This window comes from Saccharomonospora azurea NA-128, assembly GCF_000231055.2.
GTDB lineage: Bacteria > Actinomycetota > Actinomycetes > Mycobacteriales > Pseudonocardiaceae > Saccharomonospora > Saccharomonospora azurea.
The window spans coordinates 615039-637906 of record NZ_CM001466.1; the positions used below are offsets into that span (position 1 = coordinate 615039).

At 71.1% G+C, this 22868-nt stretch carries 27 protein-coding genes; 9 read left to right on the top strand and 18 right to left on the bottom strand.

Annotated elements, in window-relative coordinates; genetic code table 11:
* Nucleotides 1-41 precede the first annotated feature (41 nt).
* The 3 genes from SACAZDRAFT_RS02910 to SACAZDRAFT_RS02920 are packed head-to-tail and all read right to left on the bottom strand — an operon-like array spanning nucleotide 42 to nucleotide 3549.
* A complete protein-coding gene (locus SACAZDRAFT_RS02910) occupies nucleotides 42-2351 on the bottom strand; it encodes an FtsX-like permease family protein (protein WP_005438522.1) in 2310 nt (769 codons plus the stop codon).
* On the bottom strand, nucleotides 2348-3028 hold the full coding sequence (locus tag SACAZDRAFT_RS02915; protein WP_005438523.1) for an ABC transporter ATP-binding protein: 681 nt from the start codon (nucleotides 3026-3028) through the stop codon (nucleotides 2348-2350). Before SACAZDRAFT_RS02915 ends, SACAZDRAFT_RS02910 begins: the two co-directional genes overlap by 4 nt.
* Entirely contained in the window at nucleotides 3025-3549 is a 525-nt protein-coding gene (locus tag SACAZDRAFT_RS02920) for a PadR family transcriptional regulator (protein WP_005438524.1), read from the bottom strand. The genes SACAZDRAFT_RS02915 and SACAZDRAFT_RS02920 overlap by 4 nt, the downstream gene beginning before the upstream one ends.
* Before the next feature lie 181 nt (nucleotides 3550-3730).
* On the opposite strand from SACAZDRAFT_RS02920, the gene SACAZDRAFT_RS02925 reads away from it, so the two are divergent.
* Nucleotides 3731-4066, top strand: a complete 336-nt coding sequence (locus SACAZDRAFT_RS02925; RefSeq protein WP_005438525.1) for an ArsR/SmtB family transcription factor — start codon at nucleotides 3731-3733, stop codon at nucleotides 4064-4066.
* Entirely contained in the window at nucleotides 4063-5763 is a 1701-nt protein-coding gene (locus tag SACAZDRAFT_RS02930; protein WP_005438526.1) for a SulP family inorganic anion transporter, read from the top strand. The genes SACAZDRAFT_RS02925 and SACAZDRAFT_RS02930 overlap by 4 nt, the downstream gene beginning before the upstream one ends.
* Nucleotides 5764-5777: 14 nt before the next feature.
* On the opposite strand, the gene SACAZDRAFT_RS02935 is transcribed toward SACAZDRAFT_RS02930, so the two are convergent.
* The gene (locus tag SACAZDRAFT_RS02935; RefSeq protein ID WP_232286350.1) at nucleotides 5778-6377 is read right to left on the bottom strand and encodes a GntP family permease; all 600 of its coding nucleotides are present in this window, start codon (nucleotides 6375-6377) and stop codon (nucleotides 5778-5780) included.
* 59 nt (nucleotides 6378-6436) lie between these two features.
* Here SACAZDRAFT_RS02935 and SACAZDRAFT_RS02940 point away from each other — a divergent pair, with 59 nt between their 5' ends.
* The 4 genes from SACAZDRAFT_RS02940 to SACAZDRAFT_RS02955 all read left to right on the top strand — a co-directional run bounded on the left by SACAZDRAFT_RS02940 (nucleotide 6437) and on the right by SACAZDRAFT_RS02955 (nucleotide 9861).
* Nucleotides 6437-7066 (top strand): IclR family transcriptional regulator, encoded by a 630-nt coding sequence (locus tag SACAZDRAFT_RS02940; RefSeq protein ID WP_005438527.1) that lies wholly within the window; start codon nucleotides 6437-6439, stop codon nucleotides 7064-7066.
* A 325-nt stretch (nucleotides 7067-7391) separates the two neighbouring features.
* A complete protein-coding gene (locus SACAZDRAFT_RS02945) occupies nucleotides 7392-7697 on the top strand; it encodes a putative ATP-grasp-modified RiPP (protein WP_005438528.1) in 306 nt (101 codons plus the stop codon).
* On the top strand, nucleotides 7694-8674 hold the full coding sequence (gene tgmB, locus SACAZDRAFT_RS02950) for an ATP-grasp ribosomal peptide maturase (RefSeq protein WP_157606925.1): 981 nt from the start codon (nucleotides 7694-7696) through the stop codon (nucleotides 8672-8674). The genes SACAZDRAFT_RS02945 and tgmB overlap by 4 nt, the downstream gene beginning before the upstream one ends.
* The gene (locus SACAZDRAFT_RS02955) at nucleotides 8671-9861 is read left to right on the top strand and encodes a methyltransferase domain-containing protein (RefSeq protein WP_005438531.1); all 1191 of its coding nucleotides are present in this window, start codon (nucleotides 8671-8673) and stop codon (nucleotides 9859-9861) included. The genes tgmB and SACAZDRAFT_RS02955 overlap by 4 nt, the downstream gene beginning before the upstream one ends.
* A 430-nt stretch (nucleotides 9862-10291) precedes the next feature.
* On the opposite strand, the gene amaP is transcribed toward SACAZDRAFT_RS02955, so the two are convergent.
* From amaP to SACAZDRAFT_RS02985, 6 genes are read right to left on the bottom strand one after another with little or no spacing between them, the layout of a single operon-like run.
* The gene (gene amaP, locus SACAZDRAFT_RS02960; protein ID WP_005438535.1) at nucleotides 10292-10864 is read right to left on the bottom strand and encodes an alkaline shock response membrane anchor protein AmaP; all 573 of its coding nucleotides are present in this window, start codon (nucleotides 10862-10864) and stop codon (nucleotides 10292-10294) included.
* A complete protein-coding gene (locus SACAZDRAFT_RS02965; protein ID WP_005438537.1) occupies nucleotides 10864-11406 on the bottom strand; it encodes an alkaline shock response membrane anchor protein AmaP in 543 nt (180 codons plus the stop codon). The genes amaP and SACAZDRAFT_RS02965 overlap by 1 nt, the downstream gene beginning before the upstream one ends.
* Entirely contained in the window at nucleotides 11403-11843 is a 441-nt protein-coding gene (locus SACAZDRAFT_RS02970; RefSeq protein ID WP_040927643.1) for an Asp23/Gls24 family envelope stress response protein, read from the bottom strand. The genes SACAZDRAFT_RS02965 and SACAZDRAFT_RS02970 overlap by 4 nt, the downstream gene beginning before the upstream one ends.
* Complete coding sequence (locus tag SACAZDRAFT_RS02975; protein WP_005438544.1) at nucleotides 11840-12022, bottom strand: DUF2273 domain-containing protein; 183 nt, start codon at nucleotides 12020-12022, stop codon at nucleotides 11840-11842. Before SACAZDRAFT_RS02975 ends, SACAZDRAFT_RS02970 begins: the two co-directional genes overlap by 4 nt.
* A gap of 10 nt (nucleotides 12023-12032) precedes the next feature.
* Complete coding sequence (locus SACAZDRAFT_RS02980; protein ID WP_005438546.1) at nucleotides 12033-12380, bottom strand: Asp23/Gls24 family envelope stress response protein; 348 nt, start codon at nucleotides 12378-12380, stop codon at nucleotides 12033-12035.
* On the bottom strand, nucleotides 12377-12829 hold the full coding sequence (locus SACAZDRAFT_RS02985; RefSeq protein WP_005438547.1) for an Asp23/Gls24 family envelope stress response protein: 453 nt from the start codon (nucleotides 12827-12829) through the stop codon (nucleotides 12377-12379). Before SACAZDRAFT_RS02985 ends, SACAZDRAFT_RS02980 begins: the two co-directional genes overlap by 4 nt.
* Before the next feature lie 271 nt (nucleotides 12830-13100).
* Between SACAZDRAFT_RS02985 and SACAZDRAFT_RS02990 the strand changes: the two genes are divergently transcribed.
* Complete coding sequence (locus tag SACAZDRAFT_RS02990; protein ID WP_005438549.1) at nucleotides 13101-13931, top strand: aldo/keto reductase; 831 nt, start codon at nucleotides 13101-13103, stop codon at nucleotides 13929-13931.
* Between the two features lie 271 nt (nucleotides 13932-14202).
* On the top strand, nucleotides 14203-15339 hold the full coding sequence (locus SACAZDRAFT_RS02995) for a S1 family peptidase (RefSeq protein ID WP_005438553.1): 1137 nt from the start codon (nucleotides 14203-14205) through the stop codon (nucleotides 15337-15339).
* 97 nt (nucleotides 15340-15436) lie between these two features.
* Here SACAZDRAFT_RS02995 and SACAZDRAFT_RS03000 read toward each other — a convergent pair whose 3' ends face one another.
* The 8 genes from SACAZDRAFT_RS03000 to SACAZDRAFT_RS03035 all read right to left on the bottom strand — a co-directional run bounded on the left by SACAZDRAFT_RS03000 (nucleotide 15437) and on the right by SACAZDRAFT_RS03035 (nucleotide 22117).
* On the bottom strand, nucleotides 15437-15970 hold the full coding sequence (locus SACAZDRAFT_RS03000) for a hypothetical protein (RefSeq protein WP_005438554.1): 534 nt from the start codon (nucleotides 15968-15970) through the stop codon (nucleotides 15437-15439).
* Between the two features lie 32 nt (nucleotides 15971-16002).
* Nucleotides 16003-17607 (bottom strand): alpha/beta hydrolase, encoded by a 1605-nt coding sequence (locus tag SACAZDRAFT_RS03005; RefSeq protein WP_005438555.1) that lies wholly within the window; start codon nucleotides 17605-17607, stop codon nucleotides 16003-16005.
* A 6-nt stretch (nucleotides 17608-17613) separates the two neighbouring features.
* A complete protein-coding gene (locus tag SACAZDRAFT_RS03010; RefSeq protein ID WP_005438557.1) occupies nucleotides 17614-17922 on the bottom strand; it encodes a hypothetical protein in 309 nt (102 codons plus the stop codon).
* Nucleotides 17923-18184: 262 nt separating this feature from the next.
* Nucleotides 18185-19234: a ferric reductase-like transmembrane domain-containing protein gene (locus SACAZDRAFT_RS03015; RefSeq protein ID WP_005438558.1), complete on the bottom strand. Its 1050-nt coding sequence runs from the start codon at nucleotides 19232-19234 to the stop codon at nucleotides 18185-18187.
* A 120-nt stretch (nucleotides 19235-19354) separates the two neighbouring features.
* Nucleotides 19355-20185, bottom strand: a complete 831-nt coding sequence (locus SACAZDRAFT_RS03020; protein ID WP_005438559.1) for an alpha/beta fold hydrolase — start codon at nucleotides 20183-20185, stop codon at nucleotides 19355-19357.
* Between the two features lie 54 nt (nucleotides 20186-20239).
* Entirely contained in the window at nucleotides 20240-20467 is a 228-nt protein-coding gene (locus SACAZDRAFT_RS03025; protein ID WP_005438560.1) for a hypothetical protein, read from the bottom strand.
* Nucleotides 20464-21507, bottom strand: a complete 1044-nt coding sequence (locus tag SACAZDRAFT_RS03030; protein ID WP_005438561.1) for an RNA polymerase subunit sigma-70 — start codon at nucleotides 21505-21507, stop codon at nucleotides 20464-20466. Before SACAZDRAFT_RS03030 ends, SACAZDRAFT_RS03025 begins: the two co-directional genes overlap by 4 nt.
* A gap of 154 nt (nucleotides 21508-21661) precedes the next feature.
* A complete protein-coding gene (locus SACAZDRAFT_RS03035; protein ID WP_005438562.1) occupies nucleotides 21662-22117 on the bottom strand; it encodes a hypothetical protein in 456 nt (151 codons plus the stop codon).
* Nucleotides 22118-22307: 190 nt separating this feature from the next.
* On the opposite strand from SACAZDRAFT_RS03035, the gene SACAZDRAFT_RS03040 reads away from it, so the two are divergent.
* Nucleotides 22308-22868, top strand: a 561-nt coding sequence (locus tag SACAZDRAFT_RS03040; RefSeq protein ID WP_005438564.1) for an alpha/beta fold hydrolase, incomplete at its 3' end; no start/stop codon positions are given.

Genomic DNA, 22868 nt, shown 5'->3' on the forward strand with positions numbered 1-22868 from the left:
CGGGTGGTGCGGAGGTGGATCCCTCCGCACCACCCGACGTGTCACTCGGAGCGCAACGTCTCCAGGCGGGTCGCCTGGCGAAGCAACGGCAGGCTGAGCACGGTCGAGACCAGCACCGTCAGGACGGCGGCCCCACACACCGTCCCGAGGAGGCCGGCGTCCAGCTGGATGTCCAGGCCGATGTAGCGCACGGTCGGCAGCGTGACGCCCAGTCCGGCGCCCACGGCCAGCAGGACGCCGACCGCGACGGGAACGGTGTTCTGCCACAGGGCGCTGCGAGCCAGCACCGACAGCGGAACACCCGACGCGGACAGGGCCGCCAGCGGGCGGCGCCGCTCCACGATCTGCTCGATCGACACCAACAGCAGTGACAACGCGGCCACCGCCAGCACGAACAGCGATGCGGTGAGCAGCAGGCCCGTCATCGTGCCCGCCACCTCCTCCAGGCGCTCGGCTTCGAACATGCCCGGCCCCGGGGACATGCTGACGTTCCACTTCAGCGGGCTGATCGCGGCGGCCACCGCCTCGTACATGCCCGCACGGTCACCGTCGGCCATCACGTAGAGCGTGTGGGCCGCGTCCGGTAGCTCAACGCCACGAAGGGCCCCGGGCGTCGTCAGGACCTCTCCGGCGACCAGGCGGTTCGCCTTCTCCGAGGGAAGACCCTGGACGTCGCCGGGCACGGTCCACGTCGGACCGTACTCCGGCTCGTCGGTCGTGTAGGTGACGAAGCGCATCCGCTCACCGGCGTGCCGATCGGCGGGGGAGCCGTCGAGGCCCACGACGAACACGTCACCGTCGGCGCACGAGCCGACCTCCGCGAGCGTCGCCAGCGCCGCACAGTCACCGATCCTCACGAACGCTCCCGAACCGGAGCCGTCGACCGATTCCAGCACGGCTTCCTGGATCTGGTGGACGTCGGTGCTCGTCACGGTGTCGGCGAGCAGGCGGCGCGCTTCGGTCACGTGCTCAGCGGGCAGCCGCAGTTCGGCGGCCAGCGCCGGGGTCGGTTGCCACTGGCTGCCCCGAGGTTGTCCCGTGCTGACGGTCCCGATCAGGGTCTGGACGAGGATGGCTCCGGCCAGCACGACCACCAGCCCGGACACGACCCGGCTCGCGGTTCCGCTGTCGAGCTGCAGCCTGCGGACGGCCAGCTGCCACGCGGGGGAGCCGCCGCGCAACCGGTTCACCAGCTTCTCGACCGCCCAGGGCAGCAGGGCCACGACGCTGATCAGCAGCAGGGTACTGCCGGCGGCCAGGACGACGCCGACGAGGTCGGCGTGGGCTCGTTGCTCCACGAACAAGGTCGACAGCATCAGCGCCGCACCGAGCCCGGCGATGGACCAGCGCCAGCCCATCCTCCTGCGCCGGGGCCGTGCCTGACGCACCACACCGAGCGGCTCGACCACGACGCGGCGCAGCCCGAAGACAGCCGCACCGACGGCCAGTGCGGGCACGAGCACCGCGATCGCCGCGATCCCGAGCAGGGTCGGGGTGAAGTCCTCGGGGAAGAACCGCGTGTCGAACAGCTCGATCCGGCCGATCAGGGGACGCAGCACCGCGAACAGCGCGCCTCCGACGAGCAGGCCGACGAGCGCACCGAGCAGCGACTCCGCCGCGGCGACTCGGCGAACCTGACGACTGCTGACGCCCAGTAGCCGCAACGCCGCGAGTCGCCGCTCCCGTTGCGCGGCGCCCATGCGGGATGCCGTGGTCACGAAGATCAGCAAAGGCAGCAGGAAGACGACCACGAGCGGTCCGACGAGAGCCGCCGTGAGGACACCGAAGCTGTCGCCGGGGAGGGAGTCGGCTCCTCCGAAGCCGTAGACCCGATCCACGTTCTCCGCGGTCCGCAATGTCTCCAGGGGTGCGCCGACGTAGACGACGACGTCGTTGGCGGTCACCAGGCCCGCCTGACCGACCTCGCCGACCACTGTGCCGTCGATGCGTTCCTGTGCGACCCGTCCCTCGGGCGAGGCCAGGAACTCCGCGGCGGCGGGGGAGAGGATCACCTCGCCCGGACCCGGGATGCGGTCGAGACCGGGGGGTACCGGGGTGTGGTCCCCGCTCGGCGCGACCACGGTCGCCTGGACGTAGTCCGCACCGGCGTCGATGAACCAGTCGAGCTGGTACAGCGGGTCGACACCCGGTTCCGGCACGACCGACGGCGCCTGCCCGGCCTCGCGCTCTTCCTGCGCGCTGACGAGGGTGGGCACCGACGCTGCTGCCAGCAACACCGTGACGGCCATGGCCACCCCCAGCGTGGTCATGGCCAGTCGCAGCAGAGCCTGCCCGGAGATCCGGCCGCCCCCGACGGCCAACCGGAGCCCCAGCATCAGGTCGCGGATCATGCCACGAGCTCCGGGTGACCCGCTCGGCCGTCGCGCACGACGATCTCGCGGTCGGAGTGCGCGGCCACCCGCGCCTCGTGGGTGACCAGGACGACGGCCGCTCCGGTCTCCCGCGCGGCCTCGGTCAGTAGTTGCATGACCTTCTCGCCGTTGAACGAGTCCAGCGCTCCGGTCGGTTCGTCGGCGAACACGACCTTCGGCTCGGTCACGAGCGCCCTCGCCACCGCGACCCGCTGCCCCTGACCACCGGAGACGTCGCCCGGTCGGCGCTGCCCCAGCTCGCCCACCTCGAGGCGATCGAGCCACTGCCGGGCGGTGGACTCCGCGGCCTTGCGCCGGATCCCAGCCAGGCGCAGCGGCAACGCGACGTTCTCCAACAGGGTCAGCTCGGGCACGAGCTGACCGAACTGGAAGACGAACCCGAACTCGGTGCGGCGCAACGCGCTGCGCTCGCCGTCGTCCATCGCCACCAGGTCACGGCCCTGGTAGTGGATCGTGCCCGAGTCCGGCGCGATGATGCCGGCGAGGCAGTGCAGCAGTGTCGACTTGCCGGAGCCGGACGGCCCCATCACCGCCAGGATCTCGCCCGCGTGGACGTCGACGTGGGCGCCCTGCAGCGCCTGGGTGCGACCGAACGTCTTGTGCAGGTCGCGGCCCGTCAGCAGTGGTGTGGTCACGGGTTCACCGCCTTCTTCAGTGCGTCGAGCCGGGCGGCCGTCAGTTCGAGCCAGCGCAGGTCGGCTTCCAGGTGGAACAGGGCGTGGTCGCAGATGAGCTGGTCGGCGAGATCGCCGCTGCTCTTGCGCCGGGTCAGTTCCCGCATCACCCGCAGGTGGGCCGCGCGCTGGGTGTCGAGGATGTCGTGGGCGCTGCGTCCGGACAGCAGCGCGAGGACGACCTTGGTGTAGAGCGTGTTCTGCAGGTAGGGCTGTGGATCCTCCGGCGTGGCCAGCCACGCGTTGAGGTCCGTCACCCCGGCGTCGGTGATGGTGTAGCGCTTGCGGTCGGGGCCCGAACCCTGCTCGACCCCGGCCTCCTCGACGAGTCCGTTGCGCAGCAGGCGGGACAGCGTCGAGTAGACCTGGCCGTAGGCGAGCGGCTTGCCCTGGGCGAAGCGCTCGTCGTAGGCCCGTTTGAGGTCGTAGCCGTGGCGTGGCCCTGGCTCCAGCAGTGCGAGGAGCGTGCGGGACACCGACATGGCCTCCTCCTTCCCTCGGGAACGTTGTCGAGCCCGACTATACGCCCAGTGTATTCACCGAGTTCATACGGCAGCCAGATGCGCTGACCTGCGAAAACAGTCGGTGAGTAAAAGCACAATTGCATAAATCTGCAATTGATCACATGATGGAGCGGTCCCGTCCCGACCACCTGGGAGTGTTGTGCCCGTTCCGCTCTATCAGGCGAAGGCCGATTTCTTCCGCATGCTCGGCCACCCGGTTCGCATCCGCGTTCTCGAACTGCTCCAGGACGGGCCGAAGTCGGTGCGGGACCTGCGCACCGCCATCGACATCGAGGCGCCCAGCCTCTCGCAGCAGTTGGCCGTACTGCGCCGCTCCGGCATCGTCACCGCCACCCGCGACGGCGCCACGGTCGTCTACGCACTCGCCGGCGGCGACGTCGCCGAACTCATGCGTGCCGCCCGCCGCATCCTCACCGACATGCTGACCGGCCAGAACGAACTGCTCGACGAACTCCGCGCGGAAGAGGCCCGATGAGCCCGACCGCCGCGTGGCAGCGGGTGCGTTCCCTGCTGCCGGGCCGCGCCGACCTCCGGGCGGTCCGCCGCAACCCTCGCCGTGACCTGCTCGCCGGACTGACGGTCGCGATCGTCGCCCTCCCGCTCGCGCTCGGTTTCGGGGTGTCCTCCGGGCTCGGCGCCGAGGCCGGGTTGGCCACCGCCGTCGTCGCGGGTGCGCTGGCCGCCGTGTTCGGCGGGTCGAATGTGCAGGTCTCGGGCCCCACCGGGGCGATGACCGTGGTGCTCGTGCCGATCGCCGCCGCCCACGGTGTGAGCGGCGTCCTCACGGTGGGGCTGATCGCCGGGATCATCCTGGTCGGCCTCGCGGTCGCCCGGGCGGGCCGCTTCATGAGCTACATCCCCGCGTCGGTCGTGGAGGGCTTCACCCTCGGCATCGCGTGCGTCATCGGTCTGCAGCAGGTCCCGAACGCGCTGGGCGCCGAGGTCGACGGCGACCACGTCCTCACCCTGACCTGGGAGGCGATCCGCGCCTTCGCCCAGGATCCCGACTGGGCGGCCGTATCCGTCGCCCTGGCCGTGGCGGTGGTGATGCTCGTCGGCGCGCGCTGGCGGCCGCGTGCCCCGTTCTCGATCCTCGCGATCATCGCGGTGACGATCGTGGTCGAGCTCGCGGGTGTGAGCGTGACACCGATCGGCGATCTGCCCTCCGGGCTGCCCGCGCCGTCGCTGGGCTTCGTCGACCTCGCGGCTCTGCCCGCCCTCCTGCCGTCCGCGTTCGCCGTGGCCGCTCTGGCCGCACTCGAATCGCTGTTGTCGGCGTCGGTGGCCGACGGCATGACGGTCGGGCAGAAGCACGATCCCGACCGGGAGTTGTTCGGGCAGGGGCTGGCCAACCTCGCCGCACCGCTGTTCGGCGGTGTGCCGGCCACGGGCGCGATCGCGCGCACCGCCGTCAACGTGCGCGCCGGCGCGGGCTCCCGCCTCGCGTCCCTGACCCACGCCGCCGTGCTCGCCGTCATCGTCTTCGCCGCCGCACCGCTGGTGTCGGCGATCCCGCTCGCCGCGCTCGCGGGCGTGTTGCTGGCCACAGCGGTCAGGATGGTCGAGGTCGGCAGCGTGAAGGCGATGGCGCGCGCGACCCGCTCCGACGGCGTCGTGCTGGTCTCGACCGCCGTGGCCACCGTGGCGCTCGACCTCATCTACGCCGTGTTGCTCGGCATGCTGATGGCGGGTGCGCTCGCCCTGCGGTCCATCGCGCGGCAGGCCCGGCTCGACCAGGTGGACCTCAGCGGCGATCTCCCCGGGGCCACGACCGACGAGGAACACGCGCTGCTGGCCGAGCACATCGTCGCCTACCGCATCGACGGGCCGCTGTTCTTCGCGGCGGCGCACCGCTTCCTGCTGGAACTGCCCGACGTCACGACCGTGTCGGCGTTGGTGCTGCGGATGTCCCGGGTCAGCACGATCGACGCCAGCGGCGCCCTCGTGCTCAAGGACGCCATCGAGAAACTCGAACGCCGGGGCATCGCCGTCTACGTGTCCGGGATCAGGGACGGTCACCACAAGCCGCTGGAGGTCCTGGGCGTGATCACTCGGCTGGCGGCGGACGGGCGGGTGTTCGCGACGACGCCCGAGGCCATCGCCGCGGCACGCGCCCACCTGCACGACAACGGGACCTTCCCGGTTGCCGCGCCGCCACGCGAGCGAGCCTGATCGGGGCAACCACGTCAGAACACCAGGGCCATGAGCTGGATCGGGATCATGGCGATCACCGACGCGCACGAGACCGTGAACGTCACCGACTTCAGCGCTCCCCGGGTCGTCTGCGGCAGCAGGGTCTGCAACGGCCAGAACGTGTTGCTGGTGGCGTGGATGGCGAACAGCGAGCCCGCTCCGGCGGCCAGTGCCACGAAGACTGGGTCGATCCCCAGCAGCGGGAGTACCGGCCCGAGCACACCGGCGGCGGTGATCGAGGCCAGCACCACCGACCCGATCGCGATGTGCAGGACGGCCGCCACCAGCCACACCAGCAGGAGGGGCAGGACGGTGCTGGTGGAGAAGTAGCCCTTGAGCAGTTCGCCGAGGCCGACGTCCTTGACCGTCTGTGCGAGTGACCCGCCGACGCCGGTCAGGATCAGGATCTGCCCGCTCTCCTGGAAGCCCCGCCGGAACGCGGCGGTCGAACGCTCGGCGGGCAGGGTGCGGCGCGCGACCACGAGGGCGCCGACGAGGCCGATGAGCTGTTCCACCGCGAGGGCGTCGACAACGGCATCGACACCGACGCACTCGGCGCGTTGCGGGACGAACTGGTCGGGCTGGTCGGACACGACCTGTCGTCGGCGCTGGCGCGGGTCCCCGCCACCCCGGCTGCGGTGCGGAGGCGGTGATGACGGAGTCCTTCAAGACCGGTGTCGGTGTCGTGGACCGGTCGGTGGCGATCCTGGACTGTGTGGAGAGCCGCCCGATGGGCACGAGCGAGCTGGCCAGGACGCTGGGACTCACCGTGTCCACCGCACACCGGCTGGCCACGGCGCTCGCGGCGCACGGATTGCTGCGCCGTGACGCCGACGGCCGGTTCCATCTGGGACCGCGCTTCGCGACCTCCGCCTTGGCCGAGGTCGCCCGCCCGGTGCTGGACGAACTCTGCGCCACGGCAGGCGAGTGCGTCCAACTGTGGGTGCGTCGCGCCGACCACCGCCTGTGCGTGGTGAGCGTCGAGTGCGGCGAGGAACTGCGGGCGAGCCAGCCGGAGGGCTGCCTGCTCCCGCTGCCGCACGGCTCGTCGGCGCAGGTGCTGCTGGGCGAGTACGACCCCGCCGGACCCGGTTGGGTGGAGAGCATGCAGGGCCGCGCACCGGGTGTGGGGTCGGTGAGTGCGCCGGTGCGTCTGCACGGCGACGTCGTCGCCGCGGTGTGCCTGTCGGCGCCGATCCAGCGACTCGACCCGAACCCCGGCGCCCGCTACGGGGCGCAGGTGGTGGCCGCCGCCGCCCGCATCGAGGCCGCACTGGCCTGAGCGGGGTTCCGCAGTCGGATGGCCTGTCCGACTACTACCGCGTCAGGGCGGTCGACAACCACTCCGTGTGGCGGCCGGTGACGTGGAAGGCGACTGGTGAGCCCGGGAGCGGGAACAGGGGCCGCTGAAGCGTCGGCATGCCGAAACGTCTTGGGCTTCCCGTGCCCCGAACACCGCCATCGTGCGCCCGCGAACACCCGCAAACGTCACCTGGTCAGAGCTTTCCCGGCACCCTCTGGTTGCGGTTCGGTGGGGATCGCAACCGTCCGCGATGACACGGCGAGCGGGCGTTGGTCGACGCACGTCGAGCGGGAAGGAGCCAGCGATGCGCCCATTTTCTGAGCACGATCCAGCGGCGAGCCCACTGTCGTCGGCGGCACTGCGTTACCACGTGCGGCAGCGGGCCGTTGCCGATGGCGTGGGCCCGGAGGCGACCCGACCGTTCGGGCTGCTGGGCGCGGTTGGCGTTCCCACTCCGCAGCGGCGGAAGAGTCGTTACTGCCCCCACCGGCAGGTCGCCGTCGACGAGCAGGGGCGGCCGTTGATGGAGACGATGAGCAAGGAGTGGGCCAGCAAATCCTCCAGCGACGGGGACGAAGGGCCCGAGGAGGACTGGGGTTGGGAAGAGTGAACAGCGCGGCCTCGACGGTGGTGGTGTTCGCCCAGGACGCTGATGCCCCCGCCGACGCGGTGGTGCAGGAGCTCGACCGGCGTGGCGTGCCCGTGTTTCGCGCCGACCTGTCCTGGTTTCCGCAGCGGCTGCGGCTGGACGCACGCCTCGACGGCGAAGGCCGCTGGTGCGGCCGGCTGTGGACCGACCACCGCAGCGTGCGCTTGGAAGACGTGCGGGCCATCTGGTACCGCGACCCGGCCGCGTTCGAGTTCCCCGGCACGCTGACCGACGTCGAACGCGCCTACGCGCACCGGGAGGCGCGGCTGGGGTTCGGTGGGGTGCTGGCCGCGCTGCCGGTGCGATGGGTCAACCACCCCAATCGCGCGGCCGACGCCATGTACAAGCCGTTGCAGCTGGCCACTGCCGCCGCGTGCGGGCTCCGGGTGCAGCCCACCCTGGTCACCAACGCCCCGCCTGCGGTGAAGGACTTCGCCGACCAGCACGGTGAGCTGGTGTGCAAGTCGTTCGGCCCGAACACGATCACCGAAGGCGGCCAGCTCAAAGTCGCTTACACGCGCCGGCTGTCCCACGACGATCTGGCCGCACTCGAGGGAGTCGCCTCGACCGCGACCCAGCTGCAACGTTGGGTCGACAAAGCCCACGAGGCGCGCGTGGTGGTGGTCGGAGACCGCATCTTCACGATCACCATCACCACCGCCTCCGCCGCGGCCCGCGTGGACTGGCGGGCGGACTTCGCGGCGCTGCGCTACGAGCACATCGACACTCCCGACCAGATCGCCGAGCCGCTGCGCCGCTACATGCACGCGCTGGGCCTGGCCTACGCCGCGGTCGACTTCGCCGTGGACACCGACGGGCGATGGCACTTCCTGGAAGCCAACACCTCCGGCCAGTATGGGTGGCTGGAAACGCAGACCGGGGCCCCGATCACCCACGCCCTGGCTGACCTGCTCACCCGTCCGAAGGGGCAGCCGTGACCCGAAACATCGTCGACGTCGAATGGCGGTCGCACGCACACCGGCTCGCCGGCGAACTCGAGCAGGCGGGAAAGCTCACCGACCCGCGTCTAGCCGCCGCGGTGCAAGCCACGCCCCGGCACCGGTTCACGCCCACGGTCTACCGCCGCCAATCCAACGGCAGGTGGGCCTGCCAGGTCAGCGTCGACGACCTCGACACCGTCTACAGCAACACCACCCTGATCACCGCACTGACCGATACCGAGGAGACAGTGCTGTCGTCCTCGACTCAACCCGGTCTGATGACCCGCATGATCGAGGCGCTGCGCCTCACCGACGGGGCGCGCGTGCTGGAGATCGGCACCGGCACCGGCTACAACGCCGCCCTGCTGTGTCACCTCCTGGGCGAGCAGGCCGTGTTCACCGTCGACGTCGAGCCCGCACTCGTGCACGACGCGCGGCAGCGGCTGGCCCAGCTTGGCCACCACCCGCTGGTGGTGGCCGCCGACGGCGCCGCCGGCCTGGCCGAACACGCCCCGTTCGACGCGATCCTGGCGACATGCGCGGTGCCGGCGGTGCCGTGGGCGTGGGTGGAACAGACCACGCCAGGCGGGGTGATCCTCACCGACCTGAAGGTAGCGGTCAACGCGGGGAGCCTGGTCCGATTGACGCGCACCGACGTCGACCGTGCCGAAGGCCGCTTCGATCCGACGTATGCGGCCTTCATGGACCTACGCCATTCTCCTGGCGCGACCCGACGGTCCCGGCGGATACACCGCGACCACGACGACGCCGAGCACCGCACCACCTGTGTCGATCCGACAACGCCGTCGACGTCGCTGCTGGTGTGGTTCCTTGCCGCCCTCGAGTTGGGGCGCGATATCGCCCACGGCTACACCCTGCCCCCCGACGCGGGCCCCGGCTATGACGGCCCACCAAGCGCTGCCTTCCTCACCACACCGGACGGCTCGTGGGCCGAGGTCACGCTCGCCGCCGAGCCGAACGGCGAACACGTCGTCGTCGAAGGCGGGCCGCGTCGCGTGTGGCGGGTGGTCGAACACGCTCATCACACCTGGGCCCGCCTCGGCCGCCCGGGCTGGAACCGTTTCGGACTCACCGTCACTCCCGACACGCACACCCTGTGGCTCGACCGGCCCGACAGCCCGCACACCTGGCAGATCCCGGTAAGCCCCTACCCGAGTGAGTGAGATCGGGGCACGGCGGCACACCCGCCCGACGATGCTCCAGACGGACCGAATCCCGCGGGAGCGCACGTGGTCGTCGAACGGCAAGGCCAGCCGTTGGCTGCTGTGTCCTGGGCCCGGCTACAGCTGGGTTGCAGCGAAACGACGTGAGCAGGAGGCGTGCCTGCGGGCGTTGGTCAGCGACCTGGTGGAGTCCAGCGCGGCACGGCTGGTCCTCGGGCGCGACGACGTCGTGCTCGACGTTGATCGCCGTGTGCTGTATCGGCGGCTTTATGAGCTCGGACAGCCTGATCTGAGCGAACGACCACCTTCGCGCACACGAAGAGCCACGCCTGGCGATCCCGGACGTCGTAGGTTGGTGCTGGGGTCGGGGAGTCCAGGGGCAGTTCTACGGTGACCAGCTCGTTTCAGCTCACACCTGAGCACCCGGGCGTCACTGGACGCGCGCCGACTGTCCCGTGGCGACGGTGAGATCGAGCTGGATCGGCAGTTCCGGATCGTCCAGGGCGGCCCGCGCGTGGGCCAGTGCCTCGCTCTCGATGCGCTCGCGCAGCGCCGGGAGATCGGCGGTGTCCTCGACCGTGGCGGTGACCACGAGCGTGAGGTCGTCCGCGTGGCCGATCATCCGGGCGTCCGCCGAGGACACGCCGCGATAGCTTTCGATCTCGTCGGTGACCGCACGGGTCACGGCGGCCGTTGACAGTCTGGTGCGCCCCGCCCCTTCCGCCTGCACCTCCAGATCGCCGGCGCGGTCGGTGGAGAAGAGGATCACCAGCAGCCACCGCAGGCACAGCAGCACGAGCAGCAGCGCCGCGACGGCGACCACCGGCCAGAACCAGGTGCCGTTGCGGCCGGCGTAGTCGGCGACGACGTGGTCGGTCAGCGACCGGCGCTGGATCTCGCTTCCGAACAGGCCGAACGAGGCGGCCGCGCCGAGGCCACCCGCGGCGAGGAGGACGAGCGCGAGGACGATGAGAACCGTGCGGTTCGTGCGGTCGGCGTGCATCAGGTGCTCCGGGTGCGGACCGAGACGGACGGGGTCGAGCGCAGTTGGAGGCGCCGCAGCGTGTCGCGGGTGGCGTCCGCCGCCGCCTCGTCGAGTCGCCGCACCGCCGCCTTGTTGAAGCTGCCCGTGGTCGCGGACACCCTGATTCTGCGCCGTTTCACCTTCACCCGTGCCGACCGGACGCCGTCGACCCCGGTCACTGCCGCGCGCACGGCCGCCGCCACTCCGCGGCGGGTGTAGGCGGTGTCGACGGGCCGCGTGTCGGTGCCCGTTTCGGCAGCCACGCGAAGTCGGCGCAGTCGCGGGCGCTTCACCTCGGCCAGCAGCAGGACGAGGCCGACGACGAACAGCGCCACACAGACGATGCGGACCACGACGTTCTGCCACGACGTGCCGTCGGCCCACTGCTGAGTGGCTCGCCAGTCCCAGACCACGGGTTCCGCGCCGACCAGCGCGGCGATCACCTCGGCGATCACCAGCACACCTCCGGCGATGAGCGCGAGGCACAGCAGCGTGGCGAGGAGCCGGTTGACCAACCTCATGCGTTCGCCCCGTCCACTCGTCGTGGCCGCTCGCCCGTGGTCAGGTCGGTCACCTCGATGTCGATGTCGGTGACCACCAGTCCGGTCAGTTCCGCGACCCGGTCACCGACGTGGCGCCGCACGGCCGCGCAGACGCGGGGGATCGGCGCGGGCCAGCGGACGCTGATCACGAGGGACAGGCGCGCGGTGGCGCCGTCGACGCGGGCGATGGTCTTCGGCGCCGTCGTGAGGCTCGTGCGCCGCACTCCCGGGGTCTTCCGGCGACCGAGCATCCGCCCGAACCCGGAGGCGGCCGACCCGGCGTCCGGGATCTCCGCCGCCGCGTACGCCGCGATTTTCGCGACGACGTCGTCGCTGATGTCGATGCGGCCCAGCTCCGTGCGACCGGGCCGGGCGCGCTCCGGCGACATCGGTGCGGTGTCCTGCTGACCGGTCATCGGCTCTGGCGCCGGTCCGGCACGTAACGGGAGAGGTCGATGTCGCCGTCGAGGACCTTGCCGATCACGTAGCCGATCAGGGTCACGAACAGGACGATCAGCAGGTGGCCGAACCCGCCGAAGGCCCAGGACAGGCCGAACGCCAGCCCGACCAGCGTTCCGATGTGTGCGCGGGTCATGGTCCTCACCTCACAAGTCGATATCGGGATCGGCGCGCTCGTGCGGCGCGTCGACCAGGCCGGCGACGATCACGTCGACCCGCCGTCCCGCCACGTGCGGCGCGACCGCCGCCTGGATGCGCCTGCCGAGCTCCGGTACCGGGACGCCCCACTGCGCCGTGACCTGCACGGTCACGCGGTCCGGTTCCACGCGGACACCGGGCACCGTGCGGCCGGGCAGATACGACACGACCGGCGCCTGGGCCGGTGTGGACGTGCCGCCGTCGAGGTGGGCCACCCCGTCGCAGGTGCGGGCGGCGGCGGCCACGCGGTCGACATCGACACCGTCCACGATCCCGGGAGCCGACGCAGCGGTCATGACACCCTCTGCTGCGTGTCCTGTCCTTCCTCGTCCGGCAGGTACACGTCGTCCACGTTGATGTTGACCTCGGTGACCTCCAGCCCGGTCATGCGTTCGACGGCCTGCTTGACGTTGCGTTGGATGCTCCGGCCGAGCTCGGCCACCGAGATGCCGTACTCGACCACGATGTCCAGGTCGACCGCCGCCTGGGTTTCCCCGACCTCGACGCCGACTCCCTGGGAGAAGCTGGGGCCGGAGCTGCCGGGGATGCGTTCCCGGATGGCGCCGACGGCCCGGCCGCCGGACGTGCCCATGGCGTGTACTCCGCTGATCTCCCGGCAGGCGACGCCGGCGATCTTCGAGACCACGCTCTGGGAGACGCTGATCCGGCCGTCGTCGGTGGACAGCGGGTCGTGCGACGACCGTTTCGACGGTCGGCTGCCCGTGGTTTGCTCGGGTTGGGACATGTCAGCACCTCACGCAGATCTGCGGTACGAGCGGTTCCCTGACCGCATACCCCCTTCGCGGGCCCGAACCACACGAGTCGCGGGACAGGACTCGTTCGGGTGTCCCGGGCCGGTGGCGGGCCCGAGTGACGCGACCCGAGCACTGCCGTGTGCGCTGCGTGACACAGGAGTGCGCCGACACCTGAATCGGTTCATCATCGAGCGCAGTGGGGTGCCCGCTCCGGCGGGCGCACACAGTCCGACATCGCGACGGCGAAGGAAAAGCCACCTCATGACACAGGTTCCGAACATCACCCTCAACAACGGCACGTCGATGCCGCAGCTCGGCTACGGCGTGTTCCAGGTACCGCCCGACCAGGTCGTCGAGCCGGTGGCGGAGGCGCTGCTCTGCGGTTACCGCAGCATCGACACCGCCGCCGTGTACGGCAACGAGGCGGGTGTCGGCAGGGCCATCGCGGAGTCGGGTGTGCCGCGGAAGGACCTGTTCGTCACGACGAAGCTCTGGAACGACCGGCAGGGCTACGACAGCACGCTCACGGCGTTCGACGAGAGCCTGGCCCGCCTCGGCCTCGACTACGTGGACCTGTACCTGATCCACTGGCCGGTGCCGTCGCAGGACCGTTACGTCGACACGTGGAAGGCGATGCAGCGCCTGCACGAGGAGGGCCGCGCCAAGGCGATCGGTGTCTCGAACTTCCAAATCCCGCACCTGCAGCGGCTGCTCGACGAGACGGACGTGGTGCCCGCCGTGAACCAGGTCGAGCTGCACCCGAGGTTCTCGCAGGGCGAGCTGCGCGCCTTCCACGCCGAGCACGGCATCGCGACGGAGGCCTGGGCTCCGCTCGGTCAGGGCAAGGGACTGCTCGACGATCCCACGCTCACGGCGTTGGCCGACAAATACGACCGGACCCCGGCACAGATCGTGCTGCGCTGGCATCTTCAGCTCGGCAACATCGCGATTCCGAAATCGGTGACGCCGTCGCGGATCAAGCAGAACATCGACGTGTTCGATTTCGAGCTGGCGGCCGACGACATGGATTCCATCAACGCGTTGGAAACCGGAGTTCGCGTCGGCGCGAATCCCGACACCTTCGGCGCCTGAAGCAGTCTCTTCTCCACTGTCGAGAGCCCGCTCGCTGGATCCCCCAGCGGGCGGGCTTTCTTCTCGCGCATCGGACACAGTGTCCAGTCGGGTTCCATGATCTGGAATCGCCCGGCGCGGTTTGTGCGATTTCCCGACTTTCGTCGTAGTCCGTTCAGCTCAGGACCGTTCATTAGTCGCGAACCATTGGGCGGCTGTGCGGACTCCGGGGGCGCGCCATACTCCAGCAGTCGTCGAAAACGACGCAATCCTCGCCCCCAGGAGGAAAGTGATGAATCGCAAAAGCGCGGTACGCGTTCTCGCGTCCGTGACGATGGCCGCGGGCACCGCCGTGGCCTTCACCCTGCCCGCGACCGCCGCCCCTGCTGACGTCTCGGTGGTGCCCACCACCGAGGCCGACCCGGTGGTCCAGGCCATGCAGCGCGACCTCGGGCTCACCAAGGCCCAGGCCGAGCAGCGTCTGCAGGACGAGGCCGAGGCCCGCGAGGTCCACGAGACCGTGACCGCGAAGCTCGGCGCCGAGTACGCCGGGGCTCACTACGACGCCGACCGCGGCACGCTCGTGGTGGGCGTGACCGACGCCGCGGAGTTCGACGCGGTGAAGGCCGCGGGCGCCACGCCGCGGTTGGTCGAGTACACCGTCACGGAGCTGGAGTCCGCGGCGGCGAAGCTCGACGCGAAGGAGAGCGCCGCTCCGGAGGCCGTCACCGGCTGGTACGTCGACATCGAGGCCAACTCGATCGTCGTGACGACCGCTCCGGGCACCGCCGCGAAGGCGGAGCGCTTCGTCGACCGCGCCGGTGTGGACGCCGACGCCGTCGACGTCGTGGAGTCGAAGGAGTCGCCGCAGGCGCTGATGGACATCATCGGCGGCAACGCCTACTACATGGGCAACGGTGGGCGCTGCTCGGTCGGTTTCGCGGTGCAGGGCGGCTTCGTGACGGCGGGCCACTGCGGCACCACCGGCACCTCGACGTCTTCGCCGACGGGCCGCTTCGCCGGGTCGTCGTTCCCGGGCAACGACTACGCCTACGTGCAGACCGGCTCCGGCGACACCCTGCGCCCGTGGGTCAACATGTACAACGGCAGCGCCCGCGTGGTGTCCGGTTCGAGCGAGGCTCCGGTGGGCTCGTCGGTCTGCCGTTCGGGTTCGACCACCGGCTGGCACTGCGGCACGATCGAGGCCAAGAACCAGACCGTCCGGTACGCCGAGGGCAGCGTGTCCGGTCTGGTGCGCACGAACGTGTGCGCGGAGCCGGGTGACTCCGGTGGTTCGTTCATCGCGGGCAACCAGGCCCAGGGCATGACCTCCGGTGGCTCCGGCAACTGCACCTGGGGCGGCACGACGTACTACCAGCCCGTCAACGAGGTGCTCAGCGCCTACGGTCTCCGGCTGATCACCGGCTGACGTCGGTCACCGGCTGATCGGGAACGTCCCTGCTGGGGTGGTGGCGGGTCGAACCGCCACCACCCCGTTCTCGTGTCCAGGGGTGGGTCTCCGCGGGTCACTCCTGCGCGTGCTCGGGCGGTGTGCCGTCGGGCCACACGCACGGCGACGACGCACCCAGTGACAGGTCGCCCTCGACGCTCTGCTTGACCGACATGCGGAACGCGTCGCCGTTGTGCTGCACCGACACGAACCGGTCGGGCGCGTCGCGCTTGTCGGTGAGGACGCGGTAGTCGTTCGCGGTCCAGTAGTCGTGGAGGGCGTCGACGAACTCGGCGTTGCGTCCCTCGGGCAGGTCGTCGAGCCAGTACGAGCGCCCGACCTCATAGCGGCCCCGGGGGCCGCCGTCGGTGGGGTCGAGACATTCGGCGGAGTCGGCGCGCAGCAGGGTCAGCGCCGGTTTCTCCGGCAGTGCGTCCACGGCGCGGCGGATGTGCTCTTCCGCGCGCTGGGCTGCTTCGTGCTCGGTCATCGTGCGCATGTCGCTCCCTGGTGCTGTCGCGTCCGTGCCGGACGGGGTCGTGCCCTTGCCGCCGCCCCCGCACGCGGTGACGAGCAGCAGGCAGGCGAGGGCCGTCGCCTTCCGGATCACCTGTGTTCCTTCCCTCCGCGCTCGGCCCCGGGTCAGTCGGGTGTGCCGCCGACGACGATCGTGGCCATGTTGCGCAGTGATGCCGAGTCCTGGTTCCAGTACTCCGAGTGTGCCTCGGTGGAGTAACCCCCGGTGTACCAGTCGCCGTCGGTGCCCGCATCGGAGGTGAACACGTGGGCTCCGAAGTCGTCGCCGACGGGTTGGGGGCCGTGGATGAACGGCGGGGTGGCGCGGATGATGTCGTTCTCGGCCGTCGTGGCGTAGACGCCGGCGTCGTCGGGCAGGTCGAGGTCGGCGGCGCTGTCCACACCCACGCCCGGGCTGCCGACGAAGACGACGTTGTCGACGTCGAGCTGTTCGCCCTGCGCCGAGTGGCCGACGACGGTGGAGCCGTAGCTGTGCCCGATCACGGTGTTGTGGGAGCCCTCGCCGGTGTGCGTGGTGCGCAGGCCTTCCTGGAAGGAGCGCAGGTCGTCGGAGGCGTTGTCGGCGTACTCCTCCTTCCGCGCGTCGGGGATGCTCTGTGGCGCGTCGTAGCCGACCCACGTGATGGCGACGGTCTCGCTGTTGCGGGACTGGCGGTTGGCCTCGTCGAGGATGACCTGGCTGCGGTCCAGTTCTCCACCGATCCCGGAGAGGTTGGAGCCGGTGCCGGGCACGGACGTGACGACGTTGTCGGCGGTGTCGGGATTGCCGAGCGCGACGATGCCGCGGCCGTTGCCCTCGGTGGAGAAGTCGAGCAGGTACGCGCGCGGCCGGGTGTCGCCGGGTTCGGCTTCGAGGCGTTCGTCGATCGCGTCGAAGCCACGCAGGGTCCCGTTGAGGTTCTCCAGTTCCTCGTCCTGCTCGTCGGTGCGGTCGTCGCCGAGCGCTTCCAGTGTGTCCCGGCGGGTGGTGACTTCGGCGTGTTCCTCGGCGAAGCGGATGCGGTTGGCGCGGTCGCGGTCCTCGACGGGAATCCCGTCGAGACCACCGATCACGTCGCCGTGGGTGTAGATGGCGGATTCCTGCTCCATCGGCGTCAGGCTGTCCCACCAGTCCTTGATCTGCTGCGGCGAGGCGTCGTCGGCGGGCAGGTCCGCGGAGCGCACGACGTTGCCCTCACCGACGGCTTCGAGTTCCAGTCCCGCGTCCGACGGCATCAGCGCGGCCAGTGCCTTGGTGGCCACGTCGTCGGCTTCGTTCACGGCGGTCAGGACGGAACGCACGGTGTCCGTGAGCTCTTCGGCGACCTCGCGGTCGCGCTTCTTCTCCTCGTCGCCGCGGAAGTCGAACCAGCCGCCGTCCGCGGTGACGACCCCGGTCTCGGAGTCGAGGGAGAGCACCCGGGAGGCGTCGACGGTGGCCACCACCCCCTCGATGGTCTCCTGCCCTCCGGTGACCACGTCGGACAGTGCGCGCAGGGCGGGCGGGATGCGTTCGAGGTATTCGGAGGCGGTGTCGTAGGCGGAGCGGACGTCGTCGAAGTGCGTGCGGGCGGCGTCTGCCGCGTCGCCGTGCCAGCCGTCCAGGTCGGACACGGCGGTCTTGATGTCGCCGGCGGTGGCGGTGAGTTCCTCGGACAGGCGGGCCCACTGGTCGGCGGCGTCGTCGAAGGCCGAGGGGTCGGCGTCACGGAGTTCGCGGAAGGAGACCATGGCTCGTCACTCCGCGGAGCTCAACGCGGGGAGCGTGTCGAGCACGGTCTGCTCCATCTCGCGGTAGCGGTGGGCGCCGTCCTCCAGCAGCCCGCCCGCCATCGCGGTGCGCTTGCAGACGTCGTCGATCTGGAACTCCCAGGCGGTGGCGAGCGACGTCACCTTCTGCGCCGCGGCGAACCCCTGGTTGGCGCCCTCGTGCGCGGAGACCCGGCCGATCAGCTCGGCCTTCGCCTCACGCGCGGCGTCCGCGATCTCCACGAGCCGGTCACCGGTCGAGACGAGGGTGTCGGGGTCGACGCCGTAGCCGTCCATGTCCCACCTCTGATCTTGTGAACGTCGCGGGGATGGTAGCGACGGCGGGCCCGCGTTGGCGACGGTTCGAGCGCGGGAACGCTCGCAGATGCGAAGACTTTCGCGCTGGTCAGCGGTGTGGCTTCGCGGGTTTCGGGCGGGCTCGCGGTCGAGTCGTCGCTGGTGCGGGAGTTCCGACGGCCGGGCGCGCGGGCCGGACGCGTTCGGCGGTGCTGCCGGGACGTCGGGTCGGGTGCTTTCGAGAATCGAAACCGGCGTGGTGTCAGGTGCGCGAGACGGGTCGACGTTCCGCGCGTTCCGCGCGTTCCGCGCGTTCAGCGCGTTTCGCGACGACCACCGCCACGACGAGGACCGCGGCGAAGGCGGCGAGCCCGGTCCAGACCATGCCCTGGGTCACGGTGAGCCCGGCGCCGTCGACACCGCGTGTCCGCCCACCGTCCCGTCCGCTGAGCACGACGGCGACGACGCTCGCGATCACCGCGGCGGCGGCGGTCACGGCGGCGACGCGGCGCAGCAGGGCGAGGGGACGTCCGCGCAGCGCATCGTTCCGTTCGCTGGGCCGGGCGGGCGCGAGCAGGCGTGTCAACAGCAGCACCGCCGGGGGCAGCTGCAACAGCCACAGCGTGGTCCGCGGCCACCCGTCGAACCACACGTTCGTGCCGTACAGCAGGGTGTGCCACACGCTGAGCACATAGACCACGAGCACGAACCGGTGCAGCGCCCGCCACGCGCGAGCGCCCAGGCGGGTGCGGGCGTAGTAGGCCAGGCCCAGCGGGATCGCGAGGTAGAGGGCGAGCAGTCCGAGCAGGACGGCGATGCGACCCGTGCCGGAGGCGTAGCCGCCGGGCACGAAGGTGTCGACGAACGCGCTCCACACCCGGCCCGCCCAGCTCAGCCCGTCCTCGTTGTCGCGCACCAGTTCGGCGAAGAACAACGCGGCGTGCAGGAACATCAGCGCGACGGTGGTCAGGCTCGTCGTGCGGTGCAGGCGTTCCAGGCGCGCGGGGGAGACGGGCAGCCACCGGGGCGGGCGTCCCGACCGCAGCAGGCCGAGCATGGTCGTCAGCCACGCCCACAGCAGCGCCGACCAGCCGAACGCCTGACACAGCCAGTACATCGCGAACGTGTCGGCGTCGGCGAGGAACGGCATGATCTCGACCGTCGGCGACGTGCCGGCCGCCACCCGCGCGTACAGCCACACGAAGATCGCCGCGGTGACCACGAGCGCCGCCGTCGCGTCGGGAACGGCCGCCCGCAGGTCGGCGCGCAGGGCCGCCGTGTCGGGCCGCCGTGTCCACGTTGCCCCGGCCACGAGGTCCTCGATCGCCCACCGGCCAACACCCCCGTCCGGGTCTTGGCCGCGCGCGGCCGGTGATCGTGTTGTCACAGTCTTTCTGCCAGGTGACATGGGGGAAAGACAAGGGCGCCAGGTTCAGCGGAGGAACTCGGTGAGGGTGGGGGCGAGCTTGCGAGGTGCCTGCATCACGGCTCCGTGGCCGAGTCCGGGGAGCGTGTGGTGCCGGGCTCGGGGTAGCAGTCCGGCGAGTGCGCGCGCGGCGTCGTGGAACCCGGCGGGACTCCTGCCGCCGGTGAGCACGAGCGTGGGGCACCGCGCTCCGGCCCACTCGTCGGCGCGCAGCGGCGCACCGTGTTGCGTGTCGCCCAGGACAGCGAGGTCGTAGGGCAGGGTGTGCGCGAGGCCGGTGAGCGTGGACCACACGCCGGGAATCAGCCGCATGAGGCCGACCAGGGGAGACGGCATGCCCTGCGCGTCGGTCATGAAGGCCCGGACCGCACCGGCGCGATCGCCGGTGGCGAGCAGGCCGGTGATGCGATCGGTGAAGTCGTCGGGAGGTCCGAACCCGGTGTCGCGGCGCACGACGAACGGCGGCTCGTAGAGGGCGAGTTTCGTGACGCCGATGTCGGCGGCCGCCGCCCGCAACGCCAGCACGGCACCCGACGAGCTGCCGAACAGTGCCGCTGTCCCTCCCACGTGGTCGACGAGGGCGGCGATGTCGTCGATCTCGCGGCGAACGGTGTAGTCGTGGTGGTCGCCGCTACCGCCACGACCACGGCGGTCGTAGTTGACGACGGTGTGGTGCCGCGCCAGCAGTGCGGCGAGTCTGCGCGTGTCCCGCCGGTCGGCGAGAGCGGAGGCCACGAGGACGACGGCCGGTCCCTCCCCGGTGGTCTCGAACGCGATCGGCGTGCCGTCCCGCGAGACGACGGTGCCGGGGACGGGCTGAGTGGAGGTGCTGCGCATGAGGAGCCTTTCGTGCGTGGTTGGAGGTGTCGGGTGAGCCGGTGCGGGATCGCCTCATCGACGGCTGAGGATGATGAGCGTTGTGGGCGTCACGGCGCGGAGCAGGCGCAGTGGCAGCCCGGTGAGGGCGAGCACGCTGCCGTGGCCGAATCGTCGTCGGTGGCCGTGCACTGTTTCCAGTTCCAGTTCCCCGTCGGCGACGACGACCAGCACTCCCACCCAGGCGGGTGGGTCGTAGCGACGGGTCTCGCCCGCGTCGAGGACGACGAGCCCACGGCTCACGGCAGGACGAGGGGCAGGTCGAAGGCGGCGAAGTGCCGGGGTTCGAACGCGGTGATGGCGCTGATGTGCCCGTCGACGACGGTGAGGACGTCGAGGACCTGTGCGCGGAAGCGGCCGGGCAGTGCGCGCGTCTCGACGGCGGTGGGGCGTTCGACGTAGTGGGCGACCGCGGGCTGGGTGTTGGCTCGGGTGACGACGCTGCGCCAGCGTCCGTGATGCCAGGTGGAGGCGGGGTCGAAGACGTCACGGGTGAAGGCCACGAGAGTGGAGCGGCCCCGCAGCCACTGCGGGTGCGGCGGCATGGTCAGGCGCACGTCCTCGGCGAGCAGGTCGGCGAGGCCGTCGAGATCGGCCCGTTCGTGGGCGTCGACGTAGCGGCGGACGATCGCCCGTTCCTCACCGGTCGAGGCGCGCCGGGCCCACTTGTCGCGCTCGGGGGGAAGGTGCGCGCGCAGAGTCCTCCTCGCGCGTTGCAGGGCGCTCTTGACGGCGGCGACGCTCGTGTCGAGCAGCGCCGCGGTGTCGGCCGCCGACCAGCCGAGCACGTCCCGCGTGATGAGTACCGCGCGTTGGGTCGGCGGCAACCGCTGGACGGCGACGAGGAACGCCAGTTCGAGCGTCTCGCGCGCGAGGGTCGCCTGCGCGGGCGCGTCGGTTGCCGGGGTGGCGTCGACCAGCACGTCCGGCAGGGGTTGCAGCCAGGGCACGTTCGTGGGCGGCCGGGTGTCCTCACCGGCTGAAGGGGCGGACCGGTAGGGCCCCGCCACGCGCTTGTGGTGATCGATCAGGTCGAGGCAGGCGTTGGTGGCGATCTTGTAGAGCCACGCGCGGAACGTCGCACGTCCTTGGTAGGTCGCGCGTCGCCTCCACGCTCGCAGGAGGGTCTCCTGCACCATGTCGTCGGCGTCGTCGCGGGAGCCGAGCATCCGGTAACAGTGCACGCGCAGCTCGGGTGCGTAGCGGCTGGCGAGCTCGCCGAACGCAGCTCGGTCGTCGTCCTGTACGGCGGTCCGCACCAGTGCCTCCACGCTGTCGCCCATGGTCGTTCGCCCTTCGTTGACGGGGTGTCGACCATGTGACCGCCGGGCCGCGCGACAGGAATCGACGCTGTGTTGCGCATCACAACGAGCAGTGCTCGTGCGGACCGGCGGGTTGGCGGATGTCCGGAGCATGCGGCTCACTCCGAGGGCAAGGTCAACGCCGTGGTCCGGTGCCGAGGTCCCGTGGGCGCGCGCCGGGGGTACCGGTGGGTGGGCGGATGCCGCGGGCGCGCTGCACGAGCAGGGCCAGACCACCCGCGGCCGCGCCCCACGCGCCGTTGACCAGCAGCATCGGCACGATCGCGCGCGGCTCGGCCAGGGGGCCTTGGAGTGCGCCGGTGAGCAGCGGCGAGAGGATGGCGCTGAGCACGGTCGAGAGCACCGCGTAGGCCACTCCGGTGCAGACCAGCGTCAGCACCGGACGGCTGACGGCGCGCAGGCCGACCGCGGCGACCCAGACCATCGTGATCACGGCCGTCAGGATGCCGGGCAGTGCTGCGGGCCGGTCGGCTCCGATCTGGTCGAACACGGTGTTGGCCACCGGCCGGGCGAGGGCGAGGACTCCGAGACCCATCACGAGCGGCCAGCGCAGGTCCTTGAGAGCGGTCATGTCCCCGACGCTAGAGCGGCGCGGCGACGCTGCCATCCGTCTGCGGTCTCGAACGGTGTCGCTTGTGGCGGGACACGCCGTACGTCGGCAGGCGACACCGCGCTCGCGCGGCCTGTGACGGCAGCCGTCGTAGGCTGGCCGGGCTGTCGGACGGACAGCCAGCCGTTGCGTTCGAGGGAGGGCCACGTTCATGCCGTGCTTCCGGGCCGCCGACGGTGTCGAGATCTCCTACCGGTGCTGGGAGCAGGACTCGGCCTTACCGCTGGTGCTGTTGCACCACGGGTTCGTCGCCAGCGGGCGGACGAACTGGGAGGCCCCGGGGATCGTCCGCAAGCTCACGGAGGCGGGCCGCCGGGTGGCGACGATCGACGCCCGCGGCCACGGGTCGTCGGGTAAGCCCCACGATCCCGCCTCCTACGGGGAGGACCGGATGGCGGAGGACGTCAGCACGTTGCTCGACGTGCTCGACGAGCCGGCCGTCGACCTGGTGGGGTACTCGATGGGTGCGGTGGTGGCGGTGCTCACCGCGGTGCGGGACCGGCGGGTGCGGCGTCTGGTCGTGGCCGGGGTGGGCGCGAGCGTGGTGGAACTCGGGGGCGTGGACACGCGGGTCTTGCCCGCCGGGGCGCTGCGGCGGGTGTTGGAGGCCGACGATCCCGCGTCGGTGGCGGACTCTCCGGCGGCGTCGTTTCGGGCGTTCGCCGACGCGATCGGCGGCGACCGGGTGGCGTTGGCGGCACACGCCGCCGCC

What these genes read in the sequence shown, in the direction of transcription:
- SACAZDRAFT_RS02940 (WP_005438527.1), top strand. Translation starts at nt 6,437, where the DNA reads ATGACGGAGTCCTTCAAGACCGGTGTCGGTGTCGTGGACCGGTCGGTG.
- SACAZDRAFT_RS02975 (WP_005438544.1), bottom strand. Translation starts at nt 12,022, where the DNA reads ATGACCCGCGCACACATCGGAACGCTGGTCGGGCTGGCGTTCGGCCTG.
- SACAZDRAFT_RS02980 (WP_005438546.1), bottom strand. Translation starts at nt 12,380, where the DNA reads ATGACCGCTGCGTCGGCTCCCGGGATCGTGGACGGTGTCGATGTCGAC.
- SACAZDRAFT_RS03020 (WP_005438559.1), bottom strand. Translation starts at nt 20,185, where the DNA reads ATGCGCAGCACCTCCACTCAGCCCGTCCCCGGCACCGTCGTCTCGCGG.
- SACAZDRAFT_RS03035 (WP_005438562.1), bottom strand. Translation starts at nt 22,117, where the DNA reads ATGACCGCTCTCAAGGACCTGCGCTGGCCGCTCGTGATGGGTCTCGGA.
- SACAZDRAFT_RS03005 (WP_005438555.1), bottom strand. Translation starts at nt 17,607, where the DNA reads ATGGTCTCCTTCCGCGAACTCCGTGACGCCGACCCCTCGGCCTTCGAC.
- SACAZDRAFT_RS02990 (WP_005438549.1), top strand. Translation starts at nt 13,101, where the DNA reads ATGACACAGGTTCCGAACATCACCCTCAACAACGGCACGTCGATGCCG.
- amaP (WP_005438535.1), bottom strand. Translation starts at nt 10,864, where the DNA reads ATGCACGCCGACCGCACGAACCGCACGGTTCTCATCGTCCTCGCGCTC.
- SACAZDRAFT_RS02945 (WP_005438528.1), top strand. Translation starts at nt 7,392, where the DNA reads ATGCGCCCATTTTCTGAGCACGATCCAGCGGCGAGCCCACTGTCGTCG.
- SACAZDRAFT_RS02995 (WP_005438553.1), top strand. Translation starts at nt 14,203, where the DNA reads ATGAATCGCAAAAGCGCGGTACGCGTTCTCGCGTCCGTGACGATGGCC.
- SACAZDRAFT_RS02985 (WP_005438547.1), bottom strand. Translation starts at nt 12,829, where the DNA reads ATGTCCCAACCCGAGCAAACCACGGGCAGCCGACCGTCGAAACGGTCG.
- SACAZDRAFT_RS03030 (WP_005438561.1), bottom strand. Translation starts at nt 21,507, where the DNA reads ATGGGCGACAGCGTGGAGGCACTGGTGCGGACCGCCGTACAGGACGAC.
- SACAZDRAFT_RS02930 (WP_005438526.1), top strand. Translation starts at nt 4,063, where the DNA reads ATGAGCCCGACCGCCGCGTGGCAGCGGGTGCGTTCCCTGCTGCCGGGC.
- SACAZDRAFT_RS02910 (WP_005438522.1), bottom strand. Translation starts at nt 2,351, where the DNA reads ATGATCCGCGACCTGATGCTGGGGCTCCGGTTGGCCGTCGGGGGCGGC.
- SACAZDRAFT_RS02970 (WP_040927643.1), bottom strand. Translation starts at nt 11,843, where the DNA reads ATGACCGGTCAGCAGGACACCGCACCGATGTCGCCGGAGCGCGCCCGG.
- SACAZDRAFT_RS02920 (WP_005438524.1), bottom strand. Translation starts at nt 3,549, where the DNA reads ATGTCGGTGTCCCGCACGCTCCTCGCACTGCTGGAGCCAGGGCCACGC.
- SACAZDRAFT_RS03010 (WP_005438557.1), bottom strand. Translation starts at nt 17,922, where the DNA reads ATGGACGGCTACGGCGTCGACCCCGACACCCTCGTCTCGACCGGTGAC.
- SACAZDRAFT_RS02965 (WP_005438537.1), bottom strand. Translation starts at nt 11,406, where the DNA reads ATGAGGTTGGTCAACCGGCTCCTCGCCACGCTGCTGTGCCTCGCGCTC.